7 protein-coding genes are annotated in these 26,143 nt (G+C 56.0%); 1 reads left to right on the top strand and 6 read right to left on the bottom strand.

Going from position 1 to position 26,143, the window contains the following annotated elements; genetic code table 11:
• Nucleotides 1-45: 45 nt before the first annotated feature.
• Nucleotides 46-321, bottom strand: a complete 276-nt coding sequence (locus tag NZK35_RS05565; RefSeq protein WP_259631603.1) for a hypothetical protein — start codon at nt 319-321, stop codon at nt 46-48.
• 1 nt (nt 322) lies between these two features.
• Nucleotides 323-598: a hypothetical protein gene (locus tag NZK35_RS05570; protein ID WP_259631604.1), complete on the bottom strand. Its 276-nt coding sequence runs from the start codon at nt 596-598 to the stop codon at nt 323-325.
• Between the two features lie 756 nt (nt 599-1,354).
• Between NZK35_RS05570 and NZK35_RS05575 the strand changes: the two genes are divergently transcribed.
• Nucleotides 1,355-4,315, top strand: coding sequence for a serine/threonine protein kinase (locus tag NZK35_RS05575; RefSeq protein WP_259631605.1), 2,961 nt, complete (start codon nt 1,355-1,357; stop codon nt 4,313-4,315).
• A gap of 451 nt (nt 4,316-4,766) precedes the next feature.
• On the opposite strand, the gene NZK35_RS05580 is transcribed toward NZK35_RS05575, so the two are convergent.
• The 4 genes from NZK35_RS05580 to NZK35_RS05595 all read right to left on the bottom strand — a co-directional run bounded on the left by NZK35_RS05580 (nt 4,767) and on the right by NZK35_RS05595 (nt 25,696).
• Nucleotides 4,767-5,450: a PP2C family protein-serine/threonine phosphatase gene (locus NZK35_RS05580; protein ID WP_259631606.1), complete on the bottom strand. Its 684-nt coding sequence runs from the start codon at nt 5,448-5,450 to the stop codon at nt 4,767-4,769.
• 325 nt (nt 5,451-5,775) lie between these two features.
• Nucleotides 5,776-7,320, bottom strand: coding sequence for a hypothetical protein (locus NZK35_RS05585; protein WP_259631607.1), 1,545 nt, complete (start codon nt 7,318-7,320; stop codon nt 5,776-5,778).
• A gap of 505 nt (nt 7,321-7,825) precedes the next feature.
• Nucleotides 7,826-8,413, bottom strand: a complete 588-nt coding sequence (locus NZK35_RS05590; protein ID WP_259631608.1) for a YdcF family protein — start codon at nt 8,411-8,413, stop codon at nt 7,826-7,828.
• Nucleotides 8,414-8,719: 306 nt separating this feature from the next.
• Complete coding sequence (locus NZK35_RS05595; protein WP_259631609.1) at nt 8,720-25,696, bottom strand: putative Ig domain-containing protein; 16,977 nt, start codon at nt 25,694-25,696, stop codon at nt 8,720-8,722.
• Between the last annotated feature and the right edge of the window lie 447 nt (nt 25,697-26,143).

The raw sequence follows: 26,143 nt of genomic DNA on the forward strand, positions 1-26,143 counted from the left end.
TCCCAGACTTGGGCTCGACAATCTTACTGAGCCAAGCGGTCAGTCTTATCGATGAAGAAAGCGCCGGCGACGGACCTCATAGGTGTGACGATACAGCAGTCGCTTTAAGCCACCATTGGTTTCGGCGAGCGCGTTGATCACACTTGCCTTCAGGAGTGGATCCGAATGGCGAACGACAAACGGAATCACGGATCTTGCGTCCTCTAGACGCAATGCCCCGTTGGCTTGGTGCTGACGCACGGAACCCGTGGAGAGTCCCGTGATCTCGGCGATGACTCTTTGGTCGATGATGAAAGTCAGATCAGAAGTTTTCTGCCGCATCTCACTCTCCCTCACTATCGTGGTCTTCGGAATGAATCATCGTCTCCAAGCGGCCAACGCGGGATTGAAGCCCAGATAGACTTCGGTGATAGGCTCGAAACCGTTGCTCGAAGAATCTCTCAAGTCCAAGCACGGTCTCGGATACCGATTCGATTTCTTCTCCACAGCCCTGGACAGCGTTCGAGAGTTCATCTAACCCGGAACCAAGGTCTTCCGCGAACTCTGCCAACTCGACGCGAAACGAGTTGAGGATGCATTCGAAATTCTCGTCATGCATTGTTGGTACTCAAAGTGGAACAAAACGGAGGAATCGCACACCGCGGTTCCCTTGTAAAGTTAATCGGGGAGTGTTCGACGGAGTCGGGCCGTGAGCTGCTCAATGTGCCTCCAATCTGGCAGCAAACGGCATGCCGCAGGTTGTCGCGACAACACCTTGGCTTGGGCCCTCCAGGGACGAAAAATGCAGAAAACAGGGTGGTTTTTGGATATAACGGGACGCACGCCGTCTCAACGGATACGGAGAGCCAGTCGTTGAGGTGTGCGTCGATTTGCCGCATGTCAGCGGTGCCCATGTTTCCAAGACTATTGGTACGTCGCATCGGCACGCTGGCTGATCGCGTGTCCAGGCTGACGGCGTTCAGACGCTACAGGACACGAGCGGTTCTACATTCCACGGGATCGGAGAAGCGGCGGCATGGCCGCTACCTGCCTAGGAAAACGAGCGTCCGTTACAGCGATTCGCGCGCAACCTGGGCAGCTTCCAAGCAAGTTGCAGACGGTGACGCTCGGCGGCGTACATGTGCTCCAACGTCGAACTCGCTTTGACTTTGAACAATGAGCCACCTGCCTGCAAAATCCTTCACAGTCTCCACCACGCGACACATTCGGCTCATCGTGAAAAGCACCGTGATTGAATTCTCGAAACCTGATCATCTAGGGGTGTCGCCATAGCTGCAAATGCCTAGCTCTGTGGATTACCATGGGTGATCAGGTACAGAGTGTGGCGATGCCACGACCGCATGGGGGTGGGCACGTGGAAAAACCGAATCACGACGATTTCACGCTGGATTTACAAGGCGAGACAATCTCGGGGGAAGAAGCTGAAACTGCTGAGCATCCCGAGCAAATCGGTCGCTACCGGATCGAGAAGGTCTTGGGGAAAGGCGGTTTCGGCCTCGTGTATTTGGGCCACGATGAACGCCTGGATCGGCCCGTTGCCGTCAAAGTTCCGCATGCCCATCTGATTTCCCGGCCTGAAGATGCAGAGGCCTATCTGGCCGAGGCTCGCACCGTGGCAAGTCTCGATCATGACCACATTGTGCCGGTTTACGATGTCGGGACGACTGACGATTGTTCCTGCTTCGTCGTCTGCAAATATATCGACGGGACGGATCTGTCGACCAAACTCAAACAGCACCGTTTCAACTACCGCGATGCCGCCGAATTGGTGGCCACGGTCGCCGAAGCGCTGGGTTACGCCCACAAACAAGGCTTGGTGCATCGGGATGTGAAACCGGGCAACATTCTCATTGGGAAAGACGACAAGCCCCACGTCGTAGACTTCGGCTTGGCGCTGCGAGAGGAGAATATCGGCAAAGGACCGAAATACGCGGGGACTCCCAGCTACATGTCGCCCGAGCAGGCTCGTGGCGAGGGGCACCGGGTTGATGGGCGGAGTGATATTTTCAGTTTAGGCGTGGTTTTCTACGAACTGCTAATCGGCCGTCGCCCGTTCAATGGCGATTCGCGTGATGAACTCTTCGATCAGATTTCAAGCTACGAGCCCCGCCCTTTGCGGCAGTACGACGAGAAGATTCCGAAGGAGCTAGAGCGGATCTGCCACAAGGCGATGTCAAAGCGTGCTCGCGATCGGTATTCGTCGGCCTACGATCTGGCCGAAGACCTGCGGCACTTCCTCGTTGAACAAACGATGATCCAAAATAGCGTGACGCCCGGAAGCACCGAGCCTGCAACACTGGAATTCAGCCAACAGTCCCACGCAACATCCTCCGGGGATCCTGCGACGGATCCAATGACGCCGCCTGGTTCGAGTACTTCCGCGGATAGTCAGCCCGTGAGGATTGTGCCGAAGGGACTGCGGTCCTTTGACGCTCACGACGCTGACTTTTTTCTGGAGTTGTTGCCCGGTCCTCGCGACCGCAACGGTCTGCCCGACAGTCTGCGATTCTGGAAGACCCGCATTGAGGAAACCGATCCTGAAAATGCATTCTCCGTTGGGTTAATCTACGGGCCATCGGGCTGTGGGAAGTCGTCGCTTGTCAGGGCAGGATTGCTGCCTCGGCTCTCCGACGACGTGATCAGTGTCTACATGGAAGCCACATCGGACGAAATCGAGACTCGGATACTGCGCGGGCTACGAAAGCGTTTCGCGGCGATCGATTGTGACATGAGTCTCAAGGATACGCTGGCAGCGTTGCGACGCGGCCAAGGCATTCCGGTCGGCAAGAAGGTGCTCATCGTTCTCGATCAGTTTGAGCAGTGGTTACACAACACGAATGAGGACGGAAACGCCGAATTGGTGCAAGCCCTGCGGCAGTGTGATGGTGGGCGGGTCCAGTGTCTGATTATGGTACGAGACGACTTTTGGATGGCTGTGACGCGATTTCTTCGGGAACTGGAGATTCGGTTGCTCGAAGATCAAAACGTTTCGGCCGTTGACCTCTTCCCAGAACGCCATGCCGTCAAAGTGCTTACCGCGTTCGGTCGAGCTTACGGTGCTATTCCCGATGTCCCTGGCGATCCCCCGCAAGAGCAGGACGAGTTCGTCAGAACTTCGGTCAACAGTTTGGCAGAAGGAGGCAAGGTGATTTGTGTCCGACTTGCTCTCTTTGCGCAAATGATGAAGAGCAAACCCTGGACGCCGGCTACATTGACTCAACTCGGTGGAACGAAAGGTATCGGTGTCACTTTTCTGGAGGAGGCGTTCTCGTCGTCGGGGGCTTCACCTGCGCATCGCTATCATCAAAAGGCAGCTCGCGAGGTGCTTCGGTCGTTCGTGCCTGAGTCCGACATCAAGGGGCAGATGAAGTCCTACGACGAGTTGCTGGAGGCATCCGGATACGCGCATTACCCCAAGGATTTTGAGGCTCTCATCAACCTGCTGGATGGCGAGATGCGGCTCATCACACCGACCGATCCTGGCGGTGTGGACTCGAGTGATGAGCCCGATTCTCTCTCAGACGAGAATCTAAGGTATTACCAACTGACGCACGACTACCTCGTTCCGATGCTACGGGAGTGGCTGACCGCCAAACAGAGAGAAACCAGAAAAGGGCGTACGGAACTGAAGCTTGCCGAATTGTCGACGTTGTGGAGCACAAAACAGGAGAGCAGGTACCTTCCGTCGATGTCAGACTGGCTTGGCATTTACAGGCTGACAGAAAAAGATCAATGGACCCAGCCACAGCGAGAAATGATGAAAAGGGCGATGAAAGTGATCGGCCGTCGGGCTGCGTCATGGTTCGCAGTGGTCAGCATCGTGCTACTAACAGCAACAGTTGCGAACATCATCCAGAGATATCAGTCCGACAAAACATCTCTGGTTCAGAAGATAAGCGTGCAAGCCGACGTCATCGGTGACGCCAGTGCCCTCCCTTTGACATTCGAAGATTCTGAGACTTGTGAGGAAGTCTTGAAAATATTGCGTTTGGAACCGGCAATCGTTCATGCAACCGTCTTTGCTGGTGACGGAAGTCGATTTGCCGGCTACAAGGCTTCCGAATCGGTCTCTGATGACGTTAGCTTTCCTCCATTTCGAGATGATTCAGTTTTCGCAGATGGGTTTCTGCATGTCTCCAAGACGATCGACACTCCAAATTCCCTGGAGCCGATCGGATTGATATACGTTCGTGCGAGCATTGAAGACTTGTACGCTGCGTCGATGAGGTACGCAGGTCTTGCTGTCCTCACACTGTTGTTGAGTCTAGGTGTTGCGATTCTTCTGGGGCTTGCAGCCGCCATCGTCATCGAATGAGCTGGATGCAACATGATGCAAGTTCGTTTCACGGGAACTTCAAGTGGTACCAACGTTGGAAGCACGGATCTCCCTATTGCGCTGATAAGATACTCGTGGTGCAGCATTGAAGCGGAAGATTGGAACCGACGCCCATGAAATCGCCCGGACTCATTCGGCATCAAAACTGATCGAGCGAGAAGGTGTCCGTGATGGCGATGCCGCTGCTTCAGCCGTGCCAGAACCAAGCTCCCCCGTCATCTTCTGTTTGATGAACGCAATCGGCATCTGCGTTCGTCGCCGACGTCCATAGGCGTAGTCACCGAAACAAGGTTGGTCACGCAGCCCACCCTCAGCGGCACTGCAGATGCGTTTATCGAGATCGCGCTCAGAGCGATGCTTGCGATATTTGCACGTCGCTCGAATCTGTAGCAAAAGCCGATGCCCAGCTTACTTGCATACGGCAGTTCGATTAGCGGGTTCGTTGAAGGACAACCAAGGTCATGTCGTCGCGATCATCCGAATCCATGTGATCCAAGACGGCCTGTTCGATGCGGTCCCTGATCGCGTGTGCGTCTCCTCCAGCGGCTACTTCGCGGCGGATCGATTCCACACCAAATAGTTCGAACTCTCGATTCGATGCCTCGGCCACTCCGTCGGTGTAGAGCACGACAGTGTCACCATCCTGCAGCCCTACCTGGGCGACTTCATAGTCCATGTTGGTGCCAATTGCGAGCGGCAATCCCATTTCATCAAAACCAACCAACTCAGTCGTTGACGTCATCGCTCGAAGCACGACAGGTTCGGAATGACCTGCGTTGACAAGTTGCAGTGTCTGACCGTTCGCGGAAACGACCAGCACAATCAACGTCATGAATCGCGAATCATCTTTTCGGAAAAGGCGATCGTTGAGCAATTCCATCGCTTTTGCGAAATCCGCTTCCTGATGCAAACAGGAATCCAAGTGTGACGTAAACTCGGCATGCCAATTGGGTGGAGCCGGAGCGAAGCCAATTAAATCACCAACGACAATTGCGAATCGGTCTTGGGGGAGTGAAATAAAATTGAGGTAGTCGCAACTTCTTTCTCCGAGAGGACTGTAAAAGAAGGCCAGTTGGAACCCTGGAATCGACGGTGGTTCCTGCGGTATGTCCATTGGCGCTCGTCCCTCGATGAATCGGTTTCCCGGATGGTGTGCTGGAAACCAGTGCTCCGTCCTGATTTTACTTTAGGGGGGGCTCCGACCGCAGGGCTAGCGCCCTGCCGCTAAAATCGCAGTGGAACGGCGCGAGCGGGCTGTCGATTTAAGCCCGCACGCGTAAGCAAGGGGCAGCGCGGCGTCCCTCGCTCACGCGTCGCGCCTGGCATGATCACGTTGATTTCGGAACATCGACTAAATTGACAACCCGCGAGCCGTCCGGTCTCACCCCAAGTATAGACGTTGACGGAGCACCAGGCTCAAATTCGATTTCTTCGTCGCCCTAACGCAGGCTTCGCGTGTACTGGAAACGCAACGCTCCGTCGTATTGGCGGTCGTTGGAGCTGAGCGGAAAGGCGTAGGCGGCGGTCAGGTTGGTGTGAAGTCCGAATTCGAAGGTCGTGGCCAGGACGGCGCTGGTGATACTGGTGCTGCCGCTGAAGTTTCCGACTTGCAGGTTGCCCGCTGAGACCGCTCCGGCGTCGTCCAGGGAACTGGTCTGGTGCAGTTCGAAGGTCGGGATGATGGCGGTCAGGTAATCGGCCTGGTCGTTGCGGTAGGCGAAGCAGCCGACGGCAAGATCCGCAAACAGGTAGCTGGGATCGCTGATCGATCCGGCTTGCTGCAGCCCGTTGCCATCGGGGTTCAAGTACACGGCGTTGTCGCTGGTGGCAAAGCTGAATTGCGTGAATCCCTGCGCGAACCATTTGTCGCCGGGCATGTACAGTCCTCCCAAGAACGGTTGGATCTGGACGGAGTCGTTGGCGACTCGCAGCAGTGGGCTGCCGTTGCTCAGGTTGATCTCGATGGATTCCGCGCTCGGCAGGGCCAGACCGAGGCCACCGGAGATGGCGTAGTTGTTGGTTTTAAGCAGCAACGCCTTGAAGTACATCATCACGTTGCCGACCTCGGCGTCCGAGTTGGTGGACAGACTCCTTCCATCTGCCGTGACATTCGTGGCCGCGTCCGCCACAAAGGGGAGCCGCACCTCGAAGGAGAAAAGTTGATTCAGGAACGACTTTTCGAAGCCGGGCGTAAAACGGCTCAATCCTCCGCCACCGTAGGCGACATCGCCAATGTAGCTGTAGCGGAAGAACACACGGTCCTGCGGCAGCACGCTTCCACCTTCGGCGATCTTCAGCGAGCCCACGCTTCCGTTGGCCGCATCGGCGATCGCGGTGTCGATGTTGATGACATGATCGTAAAAATAGTATGCGTCCAGGTCCTCACCGCCGTTGAGCGTGTCGCCTCCGCCTTGAATCATCGCCCCCGAGGCCGATGAGTTGTAGACGGTGGTTCCGGCGACGGTGTTTCGTGCTTGGAAGACCGAGTCGACCGCGGCGGCGTAGGTTCCACTCGGCGTTTGCAGCAAGATAATGTCATAGCCCTGTGGCGTGGCAGCCAGCTGGGACTGGATTTGCGAGATCGTGTCACTCGTCGTCAGTGATGCGTTGCCGGAGATCGTGCCGGCCAGTGTGACGCCGGGAAGTGGGTCGCCGGAGCGGAACAGCGATTGAGCCTGCTGAACGGACATCAACGACGTCGCGAAAATGCCGACCGGTCCGGGCTCGGAGATCGACAGGGTGCTGTTTCCCGGAGGCAACGTCGCGGGCGCGTCCAGGTCGTCGGCGTAGACGAACAAGCGGTCAAAGGACGCGCTGCCGCGAGCGCGAAAGTTGCTGCCGCCGAAGAAATCCCCGACCATCGCGGGGACTCGATCGCGAAGAGACGGGCGAGTTTCACTGCCATCGCCAGCATCGACGCTTGTCGTTGCAAGTTGGAAGCAGCAAATCACCCAAAGCAGTAACCAATTACTTAAAACTTTCACCGATCGCTCCTCAGCAAGAAAACAGACACCACCCTGCGGGGAGGTATCGGCCGCCCAGTCGGACCGATCAAAGCGGTTGTCCGGCCTGCTGGGCAAGAATATCCAGAACGAACGGATCAATCGGAATAACCGGCAGAGTTTCCCAATTGCTTGCATGAATCGCGTCATTCGCGGTGCTCGGTAGCGGAACTCGTCAAGAGTTTCGGCCACCGCGAATCTCAGGGAGCGGCGGAAATGGCAGAAAAATCGCGGGCAGAAAAATGGGAGCGGAGGGTAGGGGGGAGACAGGAAAATGGATGACAAGAAAATGAGGTGTGGAGAACGAATTGACCTGAGCAGGTGCACTGGCCGCAGGCGTGGACTCCTTGTTCTCGAAGATCCTCCCCAGATTTTCTTGTCATCTATTTTCTTGTCTCACTTTCGGTTCCTTCGTTCGTCGCGGCGGGACCAAATTGTCCTGCCAACCGCCTCCTTTTCTACGGCTGCGGCGACTGCAGATTCACGATCAACTTGCGTCGATTCTCGGTTCGTTAGATCTTCGTGGGTCTGGATAGCCGCGCTGCATCGCAAATTTGACAAGCCGAAGTTCGCTGCGAATCAGGCAGGCACACTGAACGGTCTCGGACCAGACTTCCGCGTTACAGGTTGTTTTCTGAGGAGCACAGAAGATCGTTGTCCCCGGAGGCAGGTGTGCCTTCGCCATCATCCAGGCACGTGACATATGCCAATCGCTGGTGATCAACGCGACCGAGCAGGGCTGGGAGTGGTCGTGTCGCGATCGAATGATATTGGCACACTCGAGCACGTTCTGCTGCGTCGTCCTGGAAGTCTCTTCCAGTAAGAGTCGCGCGGACGAGATACCCGCATCAAGTGCCATGGCCTCCATGCCTTCCTCCTCGGTCCGGCCGGACGTGCCCGTCATACCACCGGACAGAATCAGCGCGCCGATTTGTTCCCTGCGAACCAATTCGATCGCACCGCGAATCCGAAACTCCATCTCGGACCGAAAGTCACACCCAAAGACGATTCCAAAGTCCGAAAACTGAAACAGATCTGCGGAGCGGAAGACATCACGTTCACCAAGTTCATTCATGCCCAGCTCTCACCGAATTGTAGTTGCAATCACGCCGCATTGCCCGCGTACAGGGCGGAATTGAGTCCTGGTACCTTTTTCTTCTCTACCAGGGTGGCGAGACTGAACCATCCATGCTGACGGAGACGTGCCTCCGCAGCCGACAAGCCATTGGACTTTGAGTCGCAAAAAAGTTACCGTAAGGTAATGCCGCTAAGCGTACCCGCGCATCTCGCCAAGGCGAGCAAAATCAGGTTCGGCCATGACAGTGCTTTTCTTCTTCGTTTCTTCTTTTAAACCTCTGTCCCCCTTATGCCTCTTGGAGGTTCAGGAGTCAATTACCACCGCTAGGCACTCGGCAACGTCACGTTCTAGCAGTGCAGTCAATGCTGCGATGCCACCGACAACAATCTGCCCCTGTGACGCGCTGACTCCTTCGATTGTGGAGATTGCAGCGGTTCTAGTCGTTACATCTCCAAATACAAAGCCAGTGCGCCCGACCATTCCTGATAAGCCTCTCAACGCAAGCCCGGCTTTGAAAAACGCGAATCCAGCTACCGCCCCGACTGTCGCACCTTTGACGGTATAGGACGCGGATCGCACCACCATTTCGCCAAAACTGTCGGTTTGCTTGCACGTAGAATTCACTACTAGGCTGGCAGAAAAGCTCAGAGCACCGACTGCAATGGCTCCTACAAGTGCCGCCTTAGCCGCCAACGATATGTTGCCAGATGGATCTGTTGCATTAAGCGGCGAGTTTCCAACATACCGATACAAGTTCGTGTCGAGTGATCGGAAGCCGAACTGATCGGCTGTTATGAAGGACCCCGTCGACGCGTTCAAGACTCTAGCGCGAAAATAGTAGTCTCCTGTGTTCATGTCCAATTCACGCCCAGTAAACGTAAAGCGATCGAAAAATTCTGGATCGAGGGAAGTATTGATCTTTCCAAACGCTTCATAGGCAATGTGACGCAGAGGCGTGAATTGCGATACTTGGTCCCTCGTACTTCCAATGCGATCTGCCAGGTACCAGTCAATCTCGATACCCTGTCTCATTCTCGCAAGGTTGTGGTCGATTCGATTTCCCTGCAGGTATCGGTTCACTGCGAGTTCTGCCGTGTCAAGATCGGCCCATGTATGATCGCGATCGAAGACGATATACTCCGATTCCGCGACCTCCTGGCCTTCCCCATCAAAATCTGCCGTTCTTGCGAGACGTCTGCCCAACGCATCGTAGGTGTACTCAACGCTCTGCGTCAGGATAGCTCCGGCAGCGGGATTCCTAGGGTCACCCGGATCAGTGCTCCAGTCGTCGACGCGCACCAAGCGATTGCGGTGATCGTAAATGAAGGTGCGAACCGTACCGCTTGGGTCGTCTGAGCCGTCGGGCAGGATCGGAACTCGCTTGATCTGGTTTCCTTCCCCATCGTATTCGTAGCGGTAAATGCCGTCGCTTTGGAGCTGATTCGCCGGGCCAGTGATGTAGGTCCGCTGATCGTTACCGACTGCGGACGTGAGGCGGTTGCCATTGAGGTCGTAGACGTAGATCTCGTCTGCTTGCGTGTCGAAGTCGGCGGAGGTGAGTTGACCTGTTAGGTCGTAGGCGTAGGTGATGCTCTGCGCGTATTGCTGGTCTTGGTGCGTGCGATCTTCGGTCGTGAGCAATCCGCTGAAGTCGTAGTCGTAGTCATATCCGGCGAGCAATTCATCCACTGAATTACGGTGGATGAGGTCGTCAGAGCGGCCGACAGTGTCGTAGGTTCGCTCGGTACGACCGACGAGTGTGTTGGCATCGAGATCCGCGTAGCGGCGGACTTCTTTTTCGCGACCCGCTGCGTTGTAGAAGAAGTCGACTCGGGCGGGATCGACGTCGGGGTCTTCGCCGGTGGGGACGTCGGCGTCGTACCATTTGCGGATCCAAAGGCGGTTCCGTGAATCGTATTCGGATTCGACCGTGACTCCCGCATCGTCGTAAGTTTTGGTGACGTTGCCTTGCGGATCGTATTCGTAGTTCAGGATCACACGCGGGACGTCGCGGTCGTCCAACGGGTTGTTGTCGACCGACGTCAGGCGATTCAGCACGTCGTAGGTGTGCAAATATCGGCTGTTGGAGTCACTCGCGGTCAGCATGTTGCCAAGGGTGTCGTAGGTGAAGTTGACCGTTTCCACCAACGCGTTCGGATCGGTCGCATGATCCGGAGCGTTGTTCCAGCGTTCCTCTTCGAGTCTGCCAGCGTGGTCGTATTCGAATTCCCGGCTGCGGGCGTTGCGGTCGATCGTCTTAACCTGGTTGCCTTCGGCGTCGTAACAAGTCAGCCGGATATGATCGGCAGCGGTGTTGGTCTCGCAAGAGGCACCGCTGGGGTCGTCGTAAAGCGGATCTCGCGGGTCGGATGGATTCGCGGGGGAAACCGGAACGATCGGGGCGATGCGATCCAGCAGTTCGTCGTTGGAAATGCCCTGCAAACTGGCGTCGGCCTCGACGATGTCGACCCAGTAGAACGGATCGCGTTCTTCGACCACTCGGTTCAGTTCGTCGTAGACCCAAGTCGTGATGTTGCCGACAGGGTCTTGCAGCAACACACGATTGCCCTGGGCGTCGTAGCGGAATTCGACCACTCCGCGCGGATCGCCGTTTTTGCCTTCGAAACGGTTGGTCGTCGGATTCCACCACGCCTCCGCATCGATCTGCCGGATCAGCCGGTCGTTTTGGTCGTACTCGAAGTCGGTGATGCGGCTGAAGCGATCATCGACGGGTGTCGCGGGCGATTCGGTCAGATTGCCGCTTCCGTCGAGCGACTGGGGACTGATAATGATCTCCCAATCAAGCAAGTGCTCATCGTAGAACCTCCGCACGATCGTCGGCGGATGATTCGCGTCGCCATCGACGCCGGTCTTTTCCTCCATCACTCGTCCAGCCGAGTCGTACTTCGTCTCCCGCTGTTCGACGAGCGTCCCGTCGGCCTCGTAGGAGGCTTCGCGTGTGACCTGGCCGAATTGGTTGTAGTCAAATGTCTGGTACGTTCCGTCCGGATGTGTCACTGTCGACGGCGAGCCACACGGGCAGGCATTCGTGTAGTCAAACGTCGTTGTGTTGCCGTTGAAATCGGTAAACGTTTGGCGGCGGCCTTCGCCGTCGTAGGTGAACGTCGACGAGTTTCCTTCGGCATTGGTGATCTTCGTCAGGTTGCCGCGGGAGTCATAGTTGAAAACCGTCGTCGCACCGAGCGCGTTTTTAATCGATTTGACTCGGTTGCCGCGATCGTAGGTGAACTCCGTGACGATCGGCTCGTCGAACGGATCCGACTCGGTCCCGAGTTCGACGATCTTGCGAACGTTCCCACGGGCATCGTATTCGCGTTCCGTGACAAACCCCCGGCGATCGATGATGCGGGTTTCGAGATCGGGATTCTTCAGGTCGCCGTACTCACGGAAGGTCACATTGCCCAGCGGATCCTTTTCCTCCAAGACGTTGCCACGATTGTCGAAAAGCAATTCGGTCGGATTGCCGTTGGCGTCGCGGACCACGCCGAAATTCGCCGAGGTTTCGAAATCGCGATCGTCGATGCGATTTCCCGCTGCATCGACGACGCTCTTGAACTCATAGATGCGGTAGTCGGGATGTTTCTCGTAGACGGCCGTGAGCACGGCGTCGCCCTGCGGATCGAACGCCTGGTCCAGGAAATGCTCGGGCTCGTCTCGATACGTGTACGAGGTAGTGAGTCCTGCGAGGTCCGTCACGCTGCGGAGATCTCCGGCGGCATCGTACTGGTAGACGATCTTGTTGCCTGACGGGTCGACAACTTCCTTGATGCGGCCGCGGTGGTCGCGCACGAAATCGATCGACTGGCCGCTGGAATGTGAAATGCCGTTTTCGGTGAACGTGACAACGTTGCCGTTCAGGTCGGTGATGGTTTGCAGGCCGGAAAACTGGTTGTAGCGATACTTGATTCCCGCGTTCGTGGTCAGGGTATAGACATTCGGGTTGATGCCTTGGCCTAACGCGCCGATGATGCCGCCCCTTGCGACCGTCGGATTGTCGATCGTCAAGGTGTCGTAGACGCCCGAATCGGGAACAAATTCGGCCCGATAGATGCCGCCGAAGAAGCTGGCTGAAACCAAGCGTTCTTCGTAAGTGAATCCGACCCGCTGTCCCGACGGATTGGTGAGATAAATCTTGGATCGCCCGGGAACCAATTTGTCGTTTCCACCATTGAATGCACCTCCGGCGCTGAGTGCGACCGTTTCCAGGATGCGAGGATCCTGGACCCCCAAATTCCATCCGTAACCAAAATCACCTTCATCGGGGGCGTTGTCGGTGTCGTAAACGCGAGTGACTTCGATGGGGATTCCATTGAGCGGCAGGCTGAGGTCCGTCAACTCGATACGGAAGTTTCCGACTTGGACGTTGCCGTCGACGAAGACCATGATCGGTTCGACCCAGCCCGACGCGTTGATGTCGTAGGCGACGACCGCGATCGCGTAAGCATCATTGGTCAGTGCAGACGGATCAAAGACGGCGATCTCGCCATTGACGACAGGCTCCGTTGACTGGTGAAAGACGACCCAATCGGGGTCATCGAGATCGATCGATGTGATTGAAACGCGATCCGCCCGCGCGTAAATGGCCTGGTAGTACCAAAGATTGTCTTCGGGATCTCGGACCGTTCCGATGATCGGGACGGCATTGGTGATCGAATCGCCAAGTTTTGGTTTGGTGATCTCGACGATCGGGCTTCCGGTGTCAGTTGGATCGGTCGTTCCAGGGTGGGGAGGCACACCTTGGCCGCCGATGGTCGGCTGGTTGGTCACTGCGGGATCGACGATGGTCAACGCCGAGATGCTGCGGCCGTCCAGTCCGGCCGCATCTCTTGCGACCGCTTCGAGCGACACTGTGGTGGGGATCGATGTCGCGACCAACTCCGCCGTAAAGTTCTGATCGAGTGCCACACGCGTACCGTCGACGAAAAGTTCGACCTCCGTCACTCCCACGTTGTCCGTGGCGTAGACCTCGACGGTGTAAGCGGACCTCACATCAAGCTGCCCATCGCCAAAGAAGCTGAAGCTGGACGACTTAACGAGAATCGAAACGCTCGGTGGTGTGGTGTCATCCGACACATTGATGGTCCACGTGTCGCTGTCCGTCTGGCCTCGATCATCGGTGACGGTAACCGTGACGAACGCGGAGTCGCCAGTGAAGCTGCTTGTGTCCCAAAGAATGCGGCCCCGCGTATCGATCGTCATTCCCTGAGGCGTGTTATCGTCGAGGCTCCATGCGAGCGGTCCGCCTTCGGGATCGTTCGCGCCGACTGTGTAGCGATAAGTCGCACCGCGAGTCACCGAGATGACGTGAGTTGAGGTGATCTCCGGCGGTTCGTTCTCAGCGACCGACAGGACGTAGCCCTGAGTCGAAACGGCACCATGTTCGTCGGTTGCGGTCACGGTGATCAGGGGAGCCCCCACGTCGTTGATCGTGGGCGTCCAGGTGATCAGGCCATCGTTGATTTCCATCCCGGCGGGAACGTTGGTTCCGAGACCATAAGTGACGGTATCCCCATCCGGGTCAATCGCACTGACCTGGTACTGGTACAACGCGTCGACTTCGGCACCGTAAACCGGCGTGGAGCGGAAGATCGGGGCGCGGTTACCCTTTTTCGGTCCGTCGGGGTTGCCGGGATCCACGGGGTCGTTGGAGTTGCTGACGACGACCGTGTAACGCTGTGTGCCGGTGTTGATGTCGTCGCTGACTTCGATGACGACGTTGTGGGAGCCGAGTTGGGTGTTGGTCGGCGTCCAGCGGATCAGTCCCGAATCGCGATCGATCGACATGTTGTCCGGAGCAGTCGTGAGTGACCAAGTGAGTTTATCGTCTTCAAAGTCGTCGGCTCGGACTGGATACAGGTAAGTCCGATCGGTCAGGCCGACGGTGGGCGGAATCGAGACGATAGCGGGGGCCAGGTTGTTGCAACCGACGTGGATCGAATAACGCTGCGTGTAGGAAGCGAGGAATGGATCCGAAGCGGTGACCGCAACGATGTGCGTGCCGATTTGCTGGTCATCGGGAGTCCAGCGAATCTTGCCGGTGCGGCCGTCGATGGACATACCGCGTGGTGCGGCGGTCAATTCCCACCGGAGGGAGTCACCATCGGGATCATTGGCGACCGGATCGTAGGAGTAGGGGAGATTGATCACGGACGCGACGCCCGGAACCGAAGTGATGATCGGCCGCCCGTTGGCATCGATCGAAGCGACGGACAATGAGATCGGTTGCCGGGCTTCTCCGCCACGGCCGTCGGTCACGATGACATCGAACGAAACGGACTTTGGCGCGTCCGCAGGCGGAGTCCACGAGACAAAGCCTTTTTCGGTGACCGTCATGTTTGCCGGCGATCCATCCAGGCTGTACGCCAATGAGTCGCCGTTGGCATCAAAGGCATCGATCGGGTAGACCCACTCGATGCCGAATCGTGCTTTACGGCGAGGTTTCGAACGAATTTCGGGGTCGACATTTCCGGACGCCGGATCGTTCACGGCAATCGACCAGGACTGACGGTCCTCCGCGCCTTGTTCATCCGAAACAATCAGCGTGACGTCCGCACTGGTGCCCGCATCGTCTGCCGGAACGCCCCAAGAGACCGCGTAGTACACATCGACTTGCTGGCCCGTGGAGTTTTTGATCGAGACCAGTTCCAGCGTCATTCCAACCGGATGGCCATCAGCGAGGCGATAACTGAGTTCGTCGCCATCGGAAGCGAGGTCCGGATCCTGGACACGGATTGGGTACGAATATATGGCTCCAGCAAGTGTAGCCTCGGGAGGAAGCGACGTGATCACCGGAGCAGTGTTCGGCGTGGTGACGGTGATCGTGAAGGGTTGCAAATCTGTCCCGCCGTTTCCATCCGACACCGCAAGCAGAACGTTATGATCGCCCTGTTGATCTTCTTTGGGCACCCAGACCACGGTCCCCAACGTCGGGTGCACCGTCATCCCATCGGGAGCCGTCAAAAGTGAATACGTCAACGTATCATTTTCCGGATCCGACGCGTCCACGTCATAGCGATAGAGGTCGAAAAAGGCGACGGATTCAAAGGGAGTCGAATCAAACGTAGGTGGTCGATTGTTCGCCGAATCGATTTGCCGATTTACAAATTCCATCCCGGAGATCGTTCGATTCTTTGGTAGCGTTACGGTGTAGCCCAGCGGTGTGCGGTTTCGTTCAACGATCAGGCCGTTGCCATAGTTCGCATCGATCGGTTCCGATGAAATGATCGCACCAGTTACGGGATCAAGTTCGACGAGTTGCGAAACGCCGGCGGTATCAAAAGGGACCCCATACAGACGACCATCCGAATCGAAGTCCAGCGCGAACATCCGGTTAGCGTCACCGACACGCGTGACTGCCTCGCCCGTGTTGATGTTGATGGTGAACAGCGAGTTGGTCTCAACGTCGGTTGCGAAGAGTTTGCCGCTGGGGCTGGCGGCAAGTCCTTCGACGTTCGTATACCCGTCACCGAAGATTCCGATCGGATGTGACGTCATCGTTTCCATGTCGATGATGGCAAGCCGTTCGGCGGCATGATCAAAATTGGTGCTGACTGCGGCGTAGAGAGTCTCGCCGACGAACGCTAGCCCTTCGATATGGCTGACACCGGTGACCGATCCCAAGTCGACGACGTCACCTGAGAATGGATCGATTTGGACAAGGAACCTCTCCAGCGAAAGGTCCGCAGGATCTCCCGTGACGGCGAGGAACTGTCCGTCCGGCAGACGTTCCAATGCTTCGTAAATGTTGGACGATTCGCTGTAGAGGATCTCGTCAGCTACTGCGTTGGCTTGGACTTTGAGCAACTGCCCGGGTGTGCGTTCGCCGCTGGCAACCCAAAACTCCGGCGGCGGATTCTGTCCAGGAAAGGTCTGTGCCCATCCCGGCGGAATCTCCTCACGGACATAGTACGTTCCCCCGGGCAAACCCGAGAACGCGTAGTTGCCGTTCTCGTCTGTGACTTCGAAGCGTTCGCCGATGTCTCGAATACCGTTTTGATTTTGGTCGAGGTAGATCGTCCATCCAGCTGGGCTCGGATTGTTGATCAAGCGAACGTTGTCGACGCCAGATACGTCTGGAGGATTGGTGTTGTTACCAAAAAGCTCACCTGCGATCGCCAGACGATCGACGTCGGCCAGAATTTCTGACCAAGTGCCTGATGTGATGGTCCATTCGCTCTCTTGAATAGGAACGATTTGTTGAATCCAAGGAGTTACTCCCGTCGGCGTATCACCTGTCCAATTCGCTGAACCGCCAGGGCCCGAGATACTGACCGAGTAAGGGTGAGTGTTGATCACGCTGCCACCAACAGCGAAGACTCTTTGTTCGTAGGTCAAAACTCCCCTGTTGTCGAGTTCGCTCCAATCTCCAAGGAAGGATGCTGACGCAATGAACTGGGAACCAGGGTTCAATATATCAGTGAATCGAATGTGGCCTCCTTCGTTACCGCCACTATCGTGCCACGAAAAATTTGCTTCTTGATTCTCACTAAGAGTCCATCCTGCAGGCCCGTCATCAAACGTGGATTCGGCAACTGTAATGCCCTCAATGAACTTCGTCCCGCGAATCTCGCCGCTACCAACATCACGAATTTCAATGTCAAACCTCTGCTCATCGTATCCGCCTCGTCCATCGGTGACGCTAACGGTGACTTGATGAATTGGCTCGGGAGCAAAGAAAACCCGCAAATAGTCGATGAAGTAGCTTTCGAGCCGCCCAGCACTCACGGGGCTCTGATCACTCACGCGACCTCCCAAGAAATCGAAATTCAAAAGTCCGTCAAGGTTAAATGAGTCCAGCTGAGCTGCTGTCAAAGCAAAAGAAATCAGACGTGTTCCAAACGGGCCATCATCAATGGCGTCAAACGCAGCATTGACTTCAAGATCTTCAATGAAAAGTCGGTCATCAAATTCAATCAACGCCTCGTTGCCATCTTGGATTCCACCGATTGCTAGTTCGACCGTCACGGATTGAGCGCGACTCTGGATGAAAGACAGGTCGTTCTCCCAAGAAATGTCGTTTAATACATCATCTCCCGAGACGGAGGTACGCAGGTCTCGGTCGGTATACGGTGGATCGTCGGTATCTCGATTGTCGAAATCAATTGCGGGGGTTGGCTCACCGATGCTGCCGGTACCGAAGCCGAAAAAGTCTTCATCCCCAATTGTGACGGTTATCAGATCCGGCACTGAAACATTCCACTCGACGAATCCGGTTTCCGGATCAATCGTCATGCCAGTTGGCCCGTCAACGAGACCATAGGTGAGCGTGTCTTCATCCGGGTCGATTGCGTCTACATCGTACTCGTAGACATTTTCGTTGGGTGTGAACGTCCAACTGACGATTTCATGGATCGAGAAGCGGGTACCGTTTCCTGCTGAAAATCCGACAAATGCTCGGCCGCGGTCATCAACCAACGACGTGCCGAGAATGTTCTCAAGATCAACGTCAAGATCGATCAGCGGGGAGATCGATCCTTCGACAAACAATTTCAAGTTCCCTGGAACATATTCGATTCGGGCCTGGTGAATCTGTCCGTCATCGATATTAAACGGGGGCGTCACATTTGCCAGCGCGTAGGTGTGCGACGAGTTATTGGGTTCACGCCCGGCTGAGATGACCGAGATATGGTTGTCACTGGGGTCGAAGATGCCGAATCCCGAACCATTATTGAATGTGTCAAACTCAATCGCTAGAGAGTTTGCGATTTGTCCATATCCAAGATTTCCTCCTGTTCCTCCGCTTGAAGAAGCACTGTCGTTTTGAATGACAAAAGCAAAGCCGTCTGGCCCGGGATCGACTCGAAACTCAAATTCGCTAACAAAACCGTTTCTGACACTTACCCGTTCGGATGAAAACGCAGATCCTTCCGTTCCGAACTCTCCGCGAACGAGGCGCAGTCGTTGGTCAACCGTCGTCGCTCTGCCATTGAGCGTTAGCCCATTTGTATTGGTGAAATCATCGAAATCAAAAGACGGAGAAACAACAGACGCATTAATCGGCGTCGAGATAATCGTCGGCGGTTTGTTCTCCGGATCTGGATGGACGCAGATTGTGAACTCTTGGTTCGCAACACCACCGCGGCCGTCGATTGCGGCCACGAGAACGCTGTGTTCGTTGCCCGCCAGACCCCGTGTTGATTGCTGTGGTGTTATTCGCAAAATCCGATCCGCCACTCCCTGGGATAGATAAAGAGCACCATCGGGTCCGAAGCGAAGGTCGGAAACCCGATCGGTAAATCCGCTGCCGATAACGGTCATCGCCCCATCAGAGCCCATTCGCAGCAACTGATCCGTGTCGTTGTTGACCAGATACAAATCGGTTCCCCAGACTCCACCGGGTCCAAAGGCGATCGGAGGTGCGAAACCTAGATTTACTGCATACTGTCCATCCAACAGCGTGCCATCGGAGTCGTACAGACGAAGCGAACCGTCTTCGTTGCTGATGACGAACCGGTTTAGCGGATCAACCGCAATCGCAAATGTCGGTCCTGGAACGGACGCGAGCACGCTGGGCTCGTCACCTGTACTGACCATGATATTGGACGTGCCGTGCGCCAGGAAAAGTAGACGCCCCGCGTTGTCGAACGTCATGCTGTCGACGTTGTTGATGGAATCCGATGGACCAAAGACCATGGCAACCGTCCCATCCGGATGCACCGCGGTGATCGAACCGGGGAGGCCGCCGACAAGTACCGATCCCGGCACTCCGGAGATCAGTCCGGTGCGATCAAAGGCCACTGCATCCGGATCGGATATCGGAGCTTCGCCATACTCTGTTGCCAAGTCCCCGCCTTTGGCGATTCGACGGATCTTTTCCGGCGAAGTCTCGCTGCCGGGATTGCCACCGTTTCCGACATACAAGTTGCCCAGCGAGTCAAAAGCTAATTCATTGGGCTCGTTGATATCAGCATGAATTGAGACGGCAAATCCAGGTGCAACAGGCAACGAAGGATTCTGCGTGGGAAGCGACTCATCACGCAAATCATCCTCGGACGGCGCCCAGGTGATCAGCCCCGATGCCGGATTGATCTGCATCCCGTCCGGGCCGTCAAGTAGTGTGTACTGAATCGGATCAAAATCGGGGTCGATCGCGTCGACGTCATAGCGGTAGGACGGCGCGGTTTTCGGTGTGAAAACGTGGCCACTGTAAAATACGTTCTCGACCGAGTAGTTCATGAAGCCAAAACGTCCACCCGCGAAATCAGGATCGTAGATGGTTTCGTCAATGATTACGTTCGCACCATCCTTGATCACGATGCGAAACTGATCTTCTGCTTGCTCAATGACGAAATTGTATGGAATGCCTTGCCATGTCAAAGTGTTTTGATAAAGCGTTTGTGGACCGTTGAAGAGATCGTTGTCAAAGTTATGCCCATTAACAGTAAAACTGCCGTCAAACTTTCGGATTCGCATCCCCGGTTGCGCGTTTTGGTTGAAGCCGCTATTGGACCAATGGAATGTATAAAAGGTATCCCTGTCCCTGAATCCAAACACAAATCCGATTCCATCATCGTCAACGACTGGTGTGACCTGAAATGTTCCTTCGATCCGGCTGTTGAGTGGGATTTCTTCATCAAAGAGGAAGAATGATGGGTCTGAGTTTTCCGTTTGGAAAACCGAACCGTCGGGCCGGACATCCCAGATGGCCTTGCCGTCCGATGGAGTCCGCAAGTAGTCCACCTGGGTCTTGAGGTTGGGATCGAGCGGTTTAGACTCCAGCGAGACCTTTTCAGCAATCGTTGCCGTCGTCACTGGGGTGCTGGTAATAATCGGTGGCCGATTTGGTGGTCCTTCGAGGACTTCTATCGTGAATCGTTGTTCGGCGGTGCCGCCTCGGTCGTCGGTGACGGTGACGACGATGTCGTGGTAGCCGATGTCGCTCGCGGTGGGTTGCCAAACGATCTCCGTCGTGCCTTGGGCGAAGTCCATGCCGACGGGCTTGGTGCTCAAGGTGTAGCTGAGCGGGTCATCGTCGGGGTCGGTCGCCAGGACTTCGTAGCGGTACTCCCGGTCGTATGCCGCTTCGATCTTCGGCAGCGACTCGATGATCGGTGCTTCGTTGAGCTTGCCGTAGAAGACGAGCTCGTAGTCGAATTGCTGACGCGAAGGCGTGTGGAACGTGACCGTGGGTGACGCCGTCGTTTCACCGGCTTCGAGCGTCCCATCGCCGACCGCTTCGGTGTAGTCGTAGTACGGAGTCCCGTCGGGCATGACCCCATCCGCACCGACGACCGAGACGGTTGGGTCACTGATGTTTTTGATGCCGACCAAGAGCGGCACGTCGGTTTCAAAGGTGCCCGTGTTAGTCGTCGCCAAGTTGATCAGCAGCTGATCAGAATCTTCGTTGAATGAAGTATGCCCATACACTGCACCAAATGATCCGGTGATGTCTGAAAAGCGGGAGAGGTCGAAACCAGCGGATGACGACCCGGTGATTTCTAACGAAGCGGAAACCGAATTCTGGAATTCGTCGTAGGCGATGACTTGATAACTGTTTCTCCCAGGACCAACATCGACGAGATGAAATAAGTTTCCGCTTGGATCCAAGACATCGACGGAATCGCCGTTGACGGTCACATGCGAAACAGAACTACCGGCTCGGCGTGAAGTAAATCGCAGGTTATCAAGCCCAAAACCGATTCGCTCAGTTCGGTTGCCCACATAGTCAATTTTAAGCGACCTGATTCGGGCGTTTTCGTCAGCCAGGGAGAAAGAGGAGGCCGCCCCATTGCCAATTGTAGCGGTCGCAGAGTTGACTTCAACCGAAGTGATTTCCTCGCCGGCACTGTCGAAAGCACTAACGCGCCAGGCATCCGCCGGAACGAGATTGCCCGTAACCCGGATTGCAAAACCATTGACGGAACCATGGTCTTCCCTCAGGACCTGCAAATAGTTCTTGCCTGGCCGAAGGTCCCCGAGGTCAATGTTCGCATACTCGTATCGACCCACACCGCCAGCCCCTAGGGCTCCGAACTTGTATTCGCCGTTGAGCCAAACAAAGATTCCGTTATCAACGCCAAAGTTACCTCTCAGGTCTTGAATTCCGCCGGGGCCCCCGTCGATTTCGTAGATGATTGCGGTTTCAGTGTTGACCGGCCAAGAGGTGGGTATCGACCGGAAACTCCAATTATCGTTGAGCGCGGCAGGACCATTTGTGAGCCAATCGCCGAGGATATCGGCCACGGGTGATAGATCTGGTTCTGGTGCATTGTTGATAGTGGGGTCCGAGCTCGTCGGAAAAAGAAACGACGTTCCGTTCAACCGTGATCCGATCGATGCGTTGTAGTATCCAGGCGTCCCGTCGCTTTCAAAAACGGTGAATGAAGACGGATCAGAATCAATATCCAACAATGTCCCAGACACTGCTGAGGTCGGATTCTGGAACTCGAGAACGAGGGAATCCGTTGTTCCATCAACCAACCCGTCATCGGTCAAGAAGAAATCCCCCAATCCCGACGCGTCCGATGGTTCATCAGCGAGTCCATTGAAACCATCGAATCCCGAGCTCGGAGCGCCATACTGACCGAGAATTGGGCTTTCACCACTTTGAAGCAAAAAGGAAACACGATGCGATTCGAGGAACTGATCCGCAATAGGTGTGCCTTCGCTCATCGCACCCGGTATCAGCTCAAACCCTATCGAGTGCTCAACATCTTGGTAGCCCGGGGTTGTGACCTTGCCAGAAAGCAACACAGATGTGCCAGCAGGGAAATCCGTTCCAGGCGATTGCACAGTGAGATCGATCTCCGGTGTACTCGATCTCACTGACACAGCTGACGAAGGAAGATTGGGGCTTGTCAGTGAGAATACGATGGGCTCAACGATTGCCCCGGACGGACGACTTGATTCGATGCGTCGTGAAGCCTCCTGCATCAGTGACAGAATGGCTGGCGAATCGAAATCTTGTGACGATCCGACGAGTTCCATTCTAAGAACGCGAACCGAGGTAAGCTCGTCTCTATCATCGCCGACAAGGCGAAGCGACAAATAGGCATGTGTTCCGTCGGGAATTGCCTCCAAGCCAATCGTCACCGTGGTAACCCCTGCAGAATCAACCGTTTCGGCCGCGTCAGCGACCAATCGCGATAAGGATTCCGTAGCGTTCACGATCGAGTCACGGTCTGGAGAAATCGTCTGGACTAACGAATTTCCGAATTCATCTAAAACAGCGATTTCGAAGGCGTCATTGATGAAATTCTCATCAGATTCATCAAACGACAAATCAGCGTATGATACCCGGAGCACCGTTTCGGCTTCCGGAACAACAAAACCACGCTCCAAAGTCACCAACAATGAATCTCCCTCGGTCATGACGGCACTGCAGCTATCAACGATGACGGAACCGGGATTGTTGGTCCCGCCGTACTCATTCACAGTCCAGTTGTCGAGATTGGAAAAGGCGCAGGAGCCGACACTGACTTGAAAGGTGTCGCTGTCGTCCATGATCGGATCGCCGTCATCGGTCACTCTCACCGTAATCGGATAGACTTCTCCGTCTTGGTCGGCCGTGGGTGTCCAAGTGAATGCTCCGGTTTCCGGATCGATCGAGGCGCCGTCGGGTGCGCCAGCGTCCAGTGAATACGTCAGCGTGTTCAGGGGAGAGTCGGGATCGGTTGCGATCGCGGTGAAGGCGACCGTCTGGCCCAATTCCACCGTCACGTCGTCAATGGTTTCCAGGACGGGCGGTTCGTTGACTTCCAACGCCGAAATCACCACTTCTTGTGAATCGGTCAATTCGGGATTCTGGTTGTCGGAGACTTTTACCTGGATCACGTAGTTCATTGGGGCATCGGTTTCCGATGGTGTCCACGTGAAGACTCCCGAAACCGGATCGATCGATGAGGTCGGCGGGTTGCCGGTCACGCTGAAGGTCAGGTTGTTTGCCGGGATGTCGGGGTCCGATGCCGTGGCGGTGAACGTCAGCGTTGTCTCTTCATCGACTGTCTGATCGGGGATGAAATCCAATACCGGCTGCCGGTTCACTTCTTTGACCGTGATTTCGAAAGAGACGTGATCGGATAAATTCGGTGTTCCGCTGTCCGTCACCGTCACGATGATCGGATACGTCCCCGGCCCGTCGGCCTCGCTCGGCGTCCATGAAAACTCGCCGCTGACCGGATCGATTTGGGCGCCCGCGGGTCCTTGCGTCAGAGTGTATCCCAGCAGGTTGGCCGGGTGATCGACGTCGGTGGCGGTGACTTGCAGCGAGAATGGGACCAGCTCGTCGATGGTTTGATCCACAATCGTTTCGGCATCCGGTGCAACGTTGACCTCACGTGCGACGATCGTGAACGATTCGGTGTTTGTTGCACCGTCCAGGTCCGTGACCACGACGACCACCGCGAAGCTTCCCGGTCCTTGCAGCTCAGTCGGCGTCCAGGAGAGTTCGCCGGTCTGGGAATCGATCTGCATCCCGGCCGGAGAGGACTGCAGTGAATACGCCAGCGAGTCACTCGGCAGGTCGATCTCGGTCGCGGAAGTCGACAACGTCCATTCGGTCAGCTCGTCGACAATCTGGCCTTCGATGGCGTCCATCTCTGGTGCGGAGTTCACCACTGACACCACAAAGGACTGCATGTCGGTCAGCGCTACCGGATCAACGTTGTCGCTGACGATGACCGATAGGTTGTAGTCTTGTCGGGATTGCTGCCCCGTCGGCGTCCAGCTGAATTGTCCGGTTTCCGCATCGATGCTTGCCCCGGCAGGTGCTCCGGCCGCAAGTCGGTACGTCAAACGGTTTTCGGGGATGTCCGGATCGGTCGCCTGTGCCGTGAACTGAACGGGCTCACCGACGCGAACCACAAAGTCGCCGATCGGGGACAAGATCGGCATCTCATTGTCTTCGCTGACGACAACGGTGAATGACTCTTCGTCGAATTTATCACCATCGGAAACACGTACGGCAATGACATAGTCGCCCGGGCCTTGCTCTTCGGTCGGCGTCCAGGTGAACTCGCCCGTGACCGGGTCCAGCGATGCCCCGCTCAGACCCGATTCAATTGAGTAGGTGAGTGTGTTGGCGGGTAAGTCGGGATCGGTCGCGGAAAGCTGAAGCTTGAGCTCCGTCTGCTCTTCGACTTGCTGGTTTTCGACTCGGGCAAGCACCGGTGGTTTGTTCACTTCACGAACGTCGATCGCGAAGGAGGTTTGGTCTCTTTCACCCGCTAGATCTTCGACATGGACGGTGACGTCGTATTGTCCAGGGCCGAATGCTTCCGAGGGTGTCCACTGGATTTTCCCGGTTTGCCCGCTGATCGACATCCCGGTCGGAGCGTCGAGGAGCGTGTAGGCCAAGGTGTCGTTCGGGTTGGGATCGCTTGCGGCGACGTCATATGTGAAGGGCTGTTCTTCGTCGACCGTCTGTCTTGGGATGGAGTCGAGTTGTGGCGGCAAGTTGGAGGGGTACGGCTTCCCGATCGTCACGTCGATCAGAACGTCATCGAAACTTCGATCACCGACCAGATGGGATGGCCAGTTGCGGGCGTGCATTTCCCAACCGATCTGATGCGTTGAATGGTGTTGATCATCCGCCGCGAGCACGTTTGAGTTCGCGCCGCGGACTCGCAAGTGGTTTTCAGGATTGCCTTGGTCGTCAGCCGGCTGCAAAACATAAACACCGAGATGGCTGCCGGCGGGCAGTGTCGTCTCCCAGGCTGACGGTGCGGAACGGAACTTCGAATAAACAACGTGTCGATTGGCCGATTCAAAGACCTTTTCGGCGTATCCAGGATCGGTCGGATGGCGGCCGCCGACTTCACCGGTCGCCGTCTCCACGACGAAGTATCCCAATTCGTTGAACTGCTCGGCGATGAACTCGAATTGAGTGTTTACATCAACGAGTTCCGTTTCGTTTCCCGGGAGCGTCATGAACATGATGCTGGTGAACCCGGCCGGCGCTGAATCGCCTTCACCTTCAGCAATCGTGTAGACCGGACCGGTTCCCGCGTGTCCGATCCCGTTGATCACTCTCAATGCATCGAGCGGCGAGACTGCACCGTCGGCGTTGGTATCGAAGTAGGAGGCTAGTGAATTAGTGCGCGGCCCAAGGCGGTTCTCTCCGGTCGACGCAAGCTTGTTGATCACCCGCAGTGCATCGAGCGGAGAGGCTTGGCCGTCGTTGTTGACATCCAGCGGGCGAGAGGGGTTCTGCCAGTCGGAGGCGAGCAAGAGTCGCTGCTCGAGCTGCTCCATGCGGTGGTGTCGAGTCTTTCGACGGTGGCGAGCTTTCTTGGCGCGTGATTTCGGGGCGAAGCGTGACATGGAGCTGCAAACTCTTTCGGGGGGCACTCTAATCAGTGCCCATTCTTATCCCCCTCCCCCAAAGATGCTACACGCAGCCCCTATTTTCCGAAAAACCGGCCTGCCAACGCCCACGACTTGCCCCACAAAAATTGGAAATACACCCCTGCGGAGTGCCGCCATGCACCACTATCGGGGCAAACCTACGGGCGAGTCGGTGAACACATCGTTGTCAAGTTTCTCACCGCCAATGCGGTTGTTCCAACCTCGTCGACCTGTCGATTCGCGGGCTTCAAGGTTGGGGCAACATCCCGTCGCCAATCCATTCCTCCGCGGAATCCAAACGCCGAAATCCGTCCAGCCGCTGATGTCGTTTCTTTTCTTCCTTCTGCGGGTCCTCGGCGGGTAGTGAATTGTGGACGGATCTGAAAAACTGCAGCTGACAAAACGACCGGATCAGTGTTTCGA

Origin of the sequence: Stieleria sedimenti (assembly GCF_025060895.1) — a bacterium.
Lineage (GTDB): Bacteria > Planctomycetota > Planctomycetia > Pirellulales > Pirellulaceae > Stieleria > Stieleria sedimenti.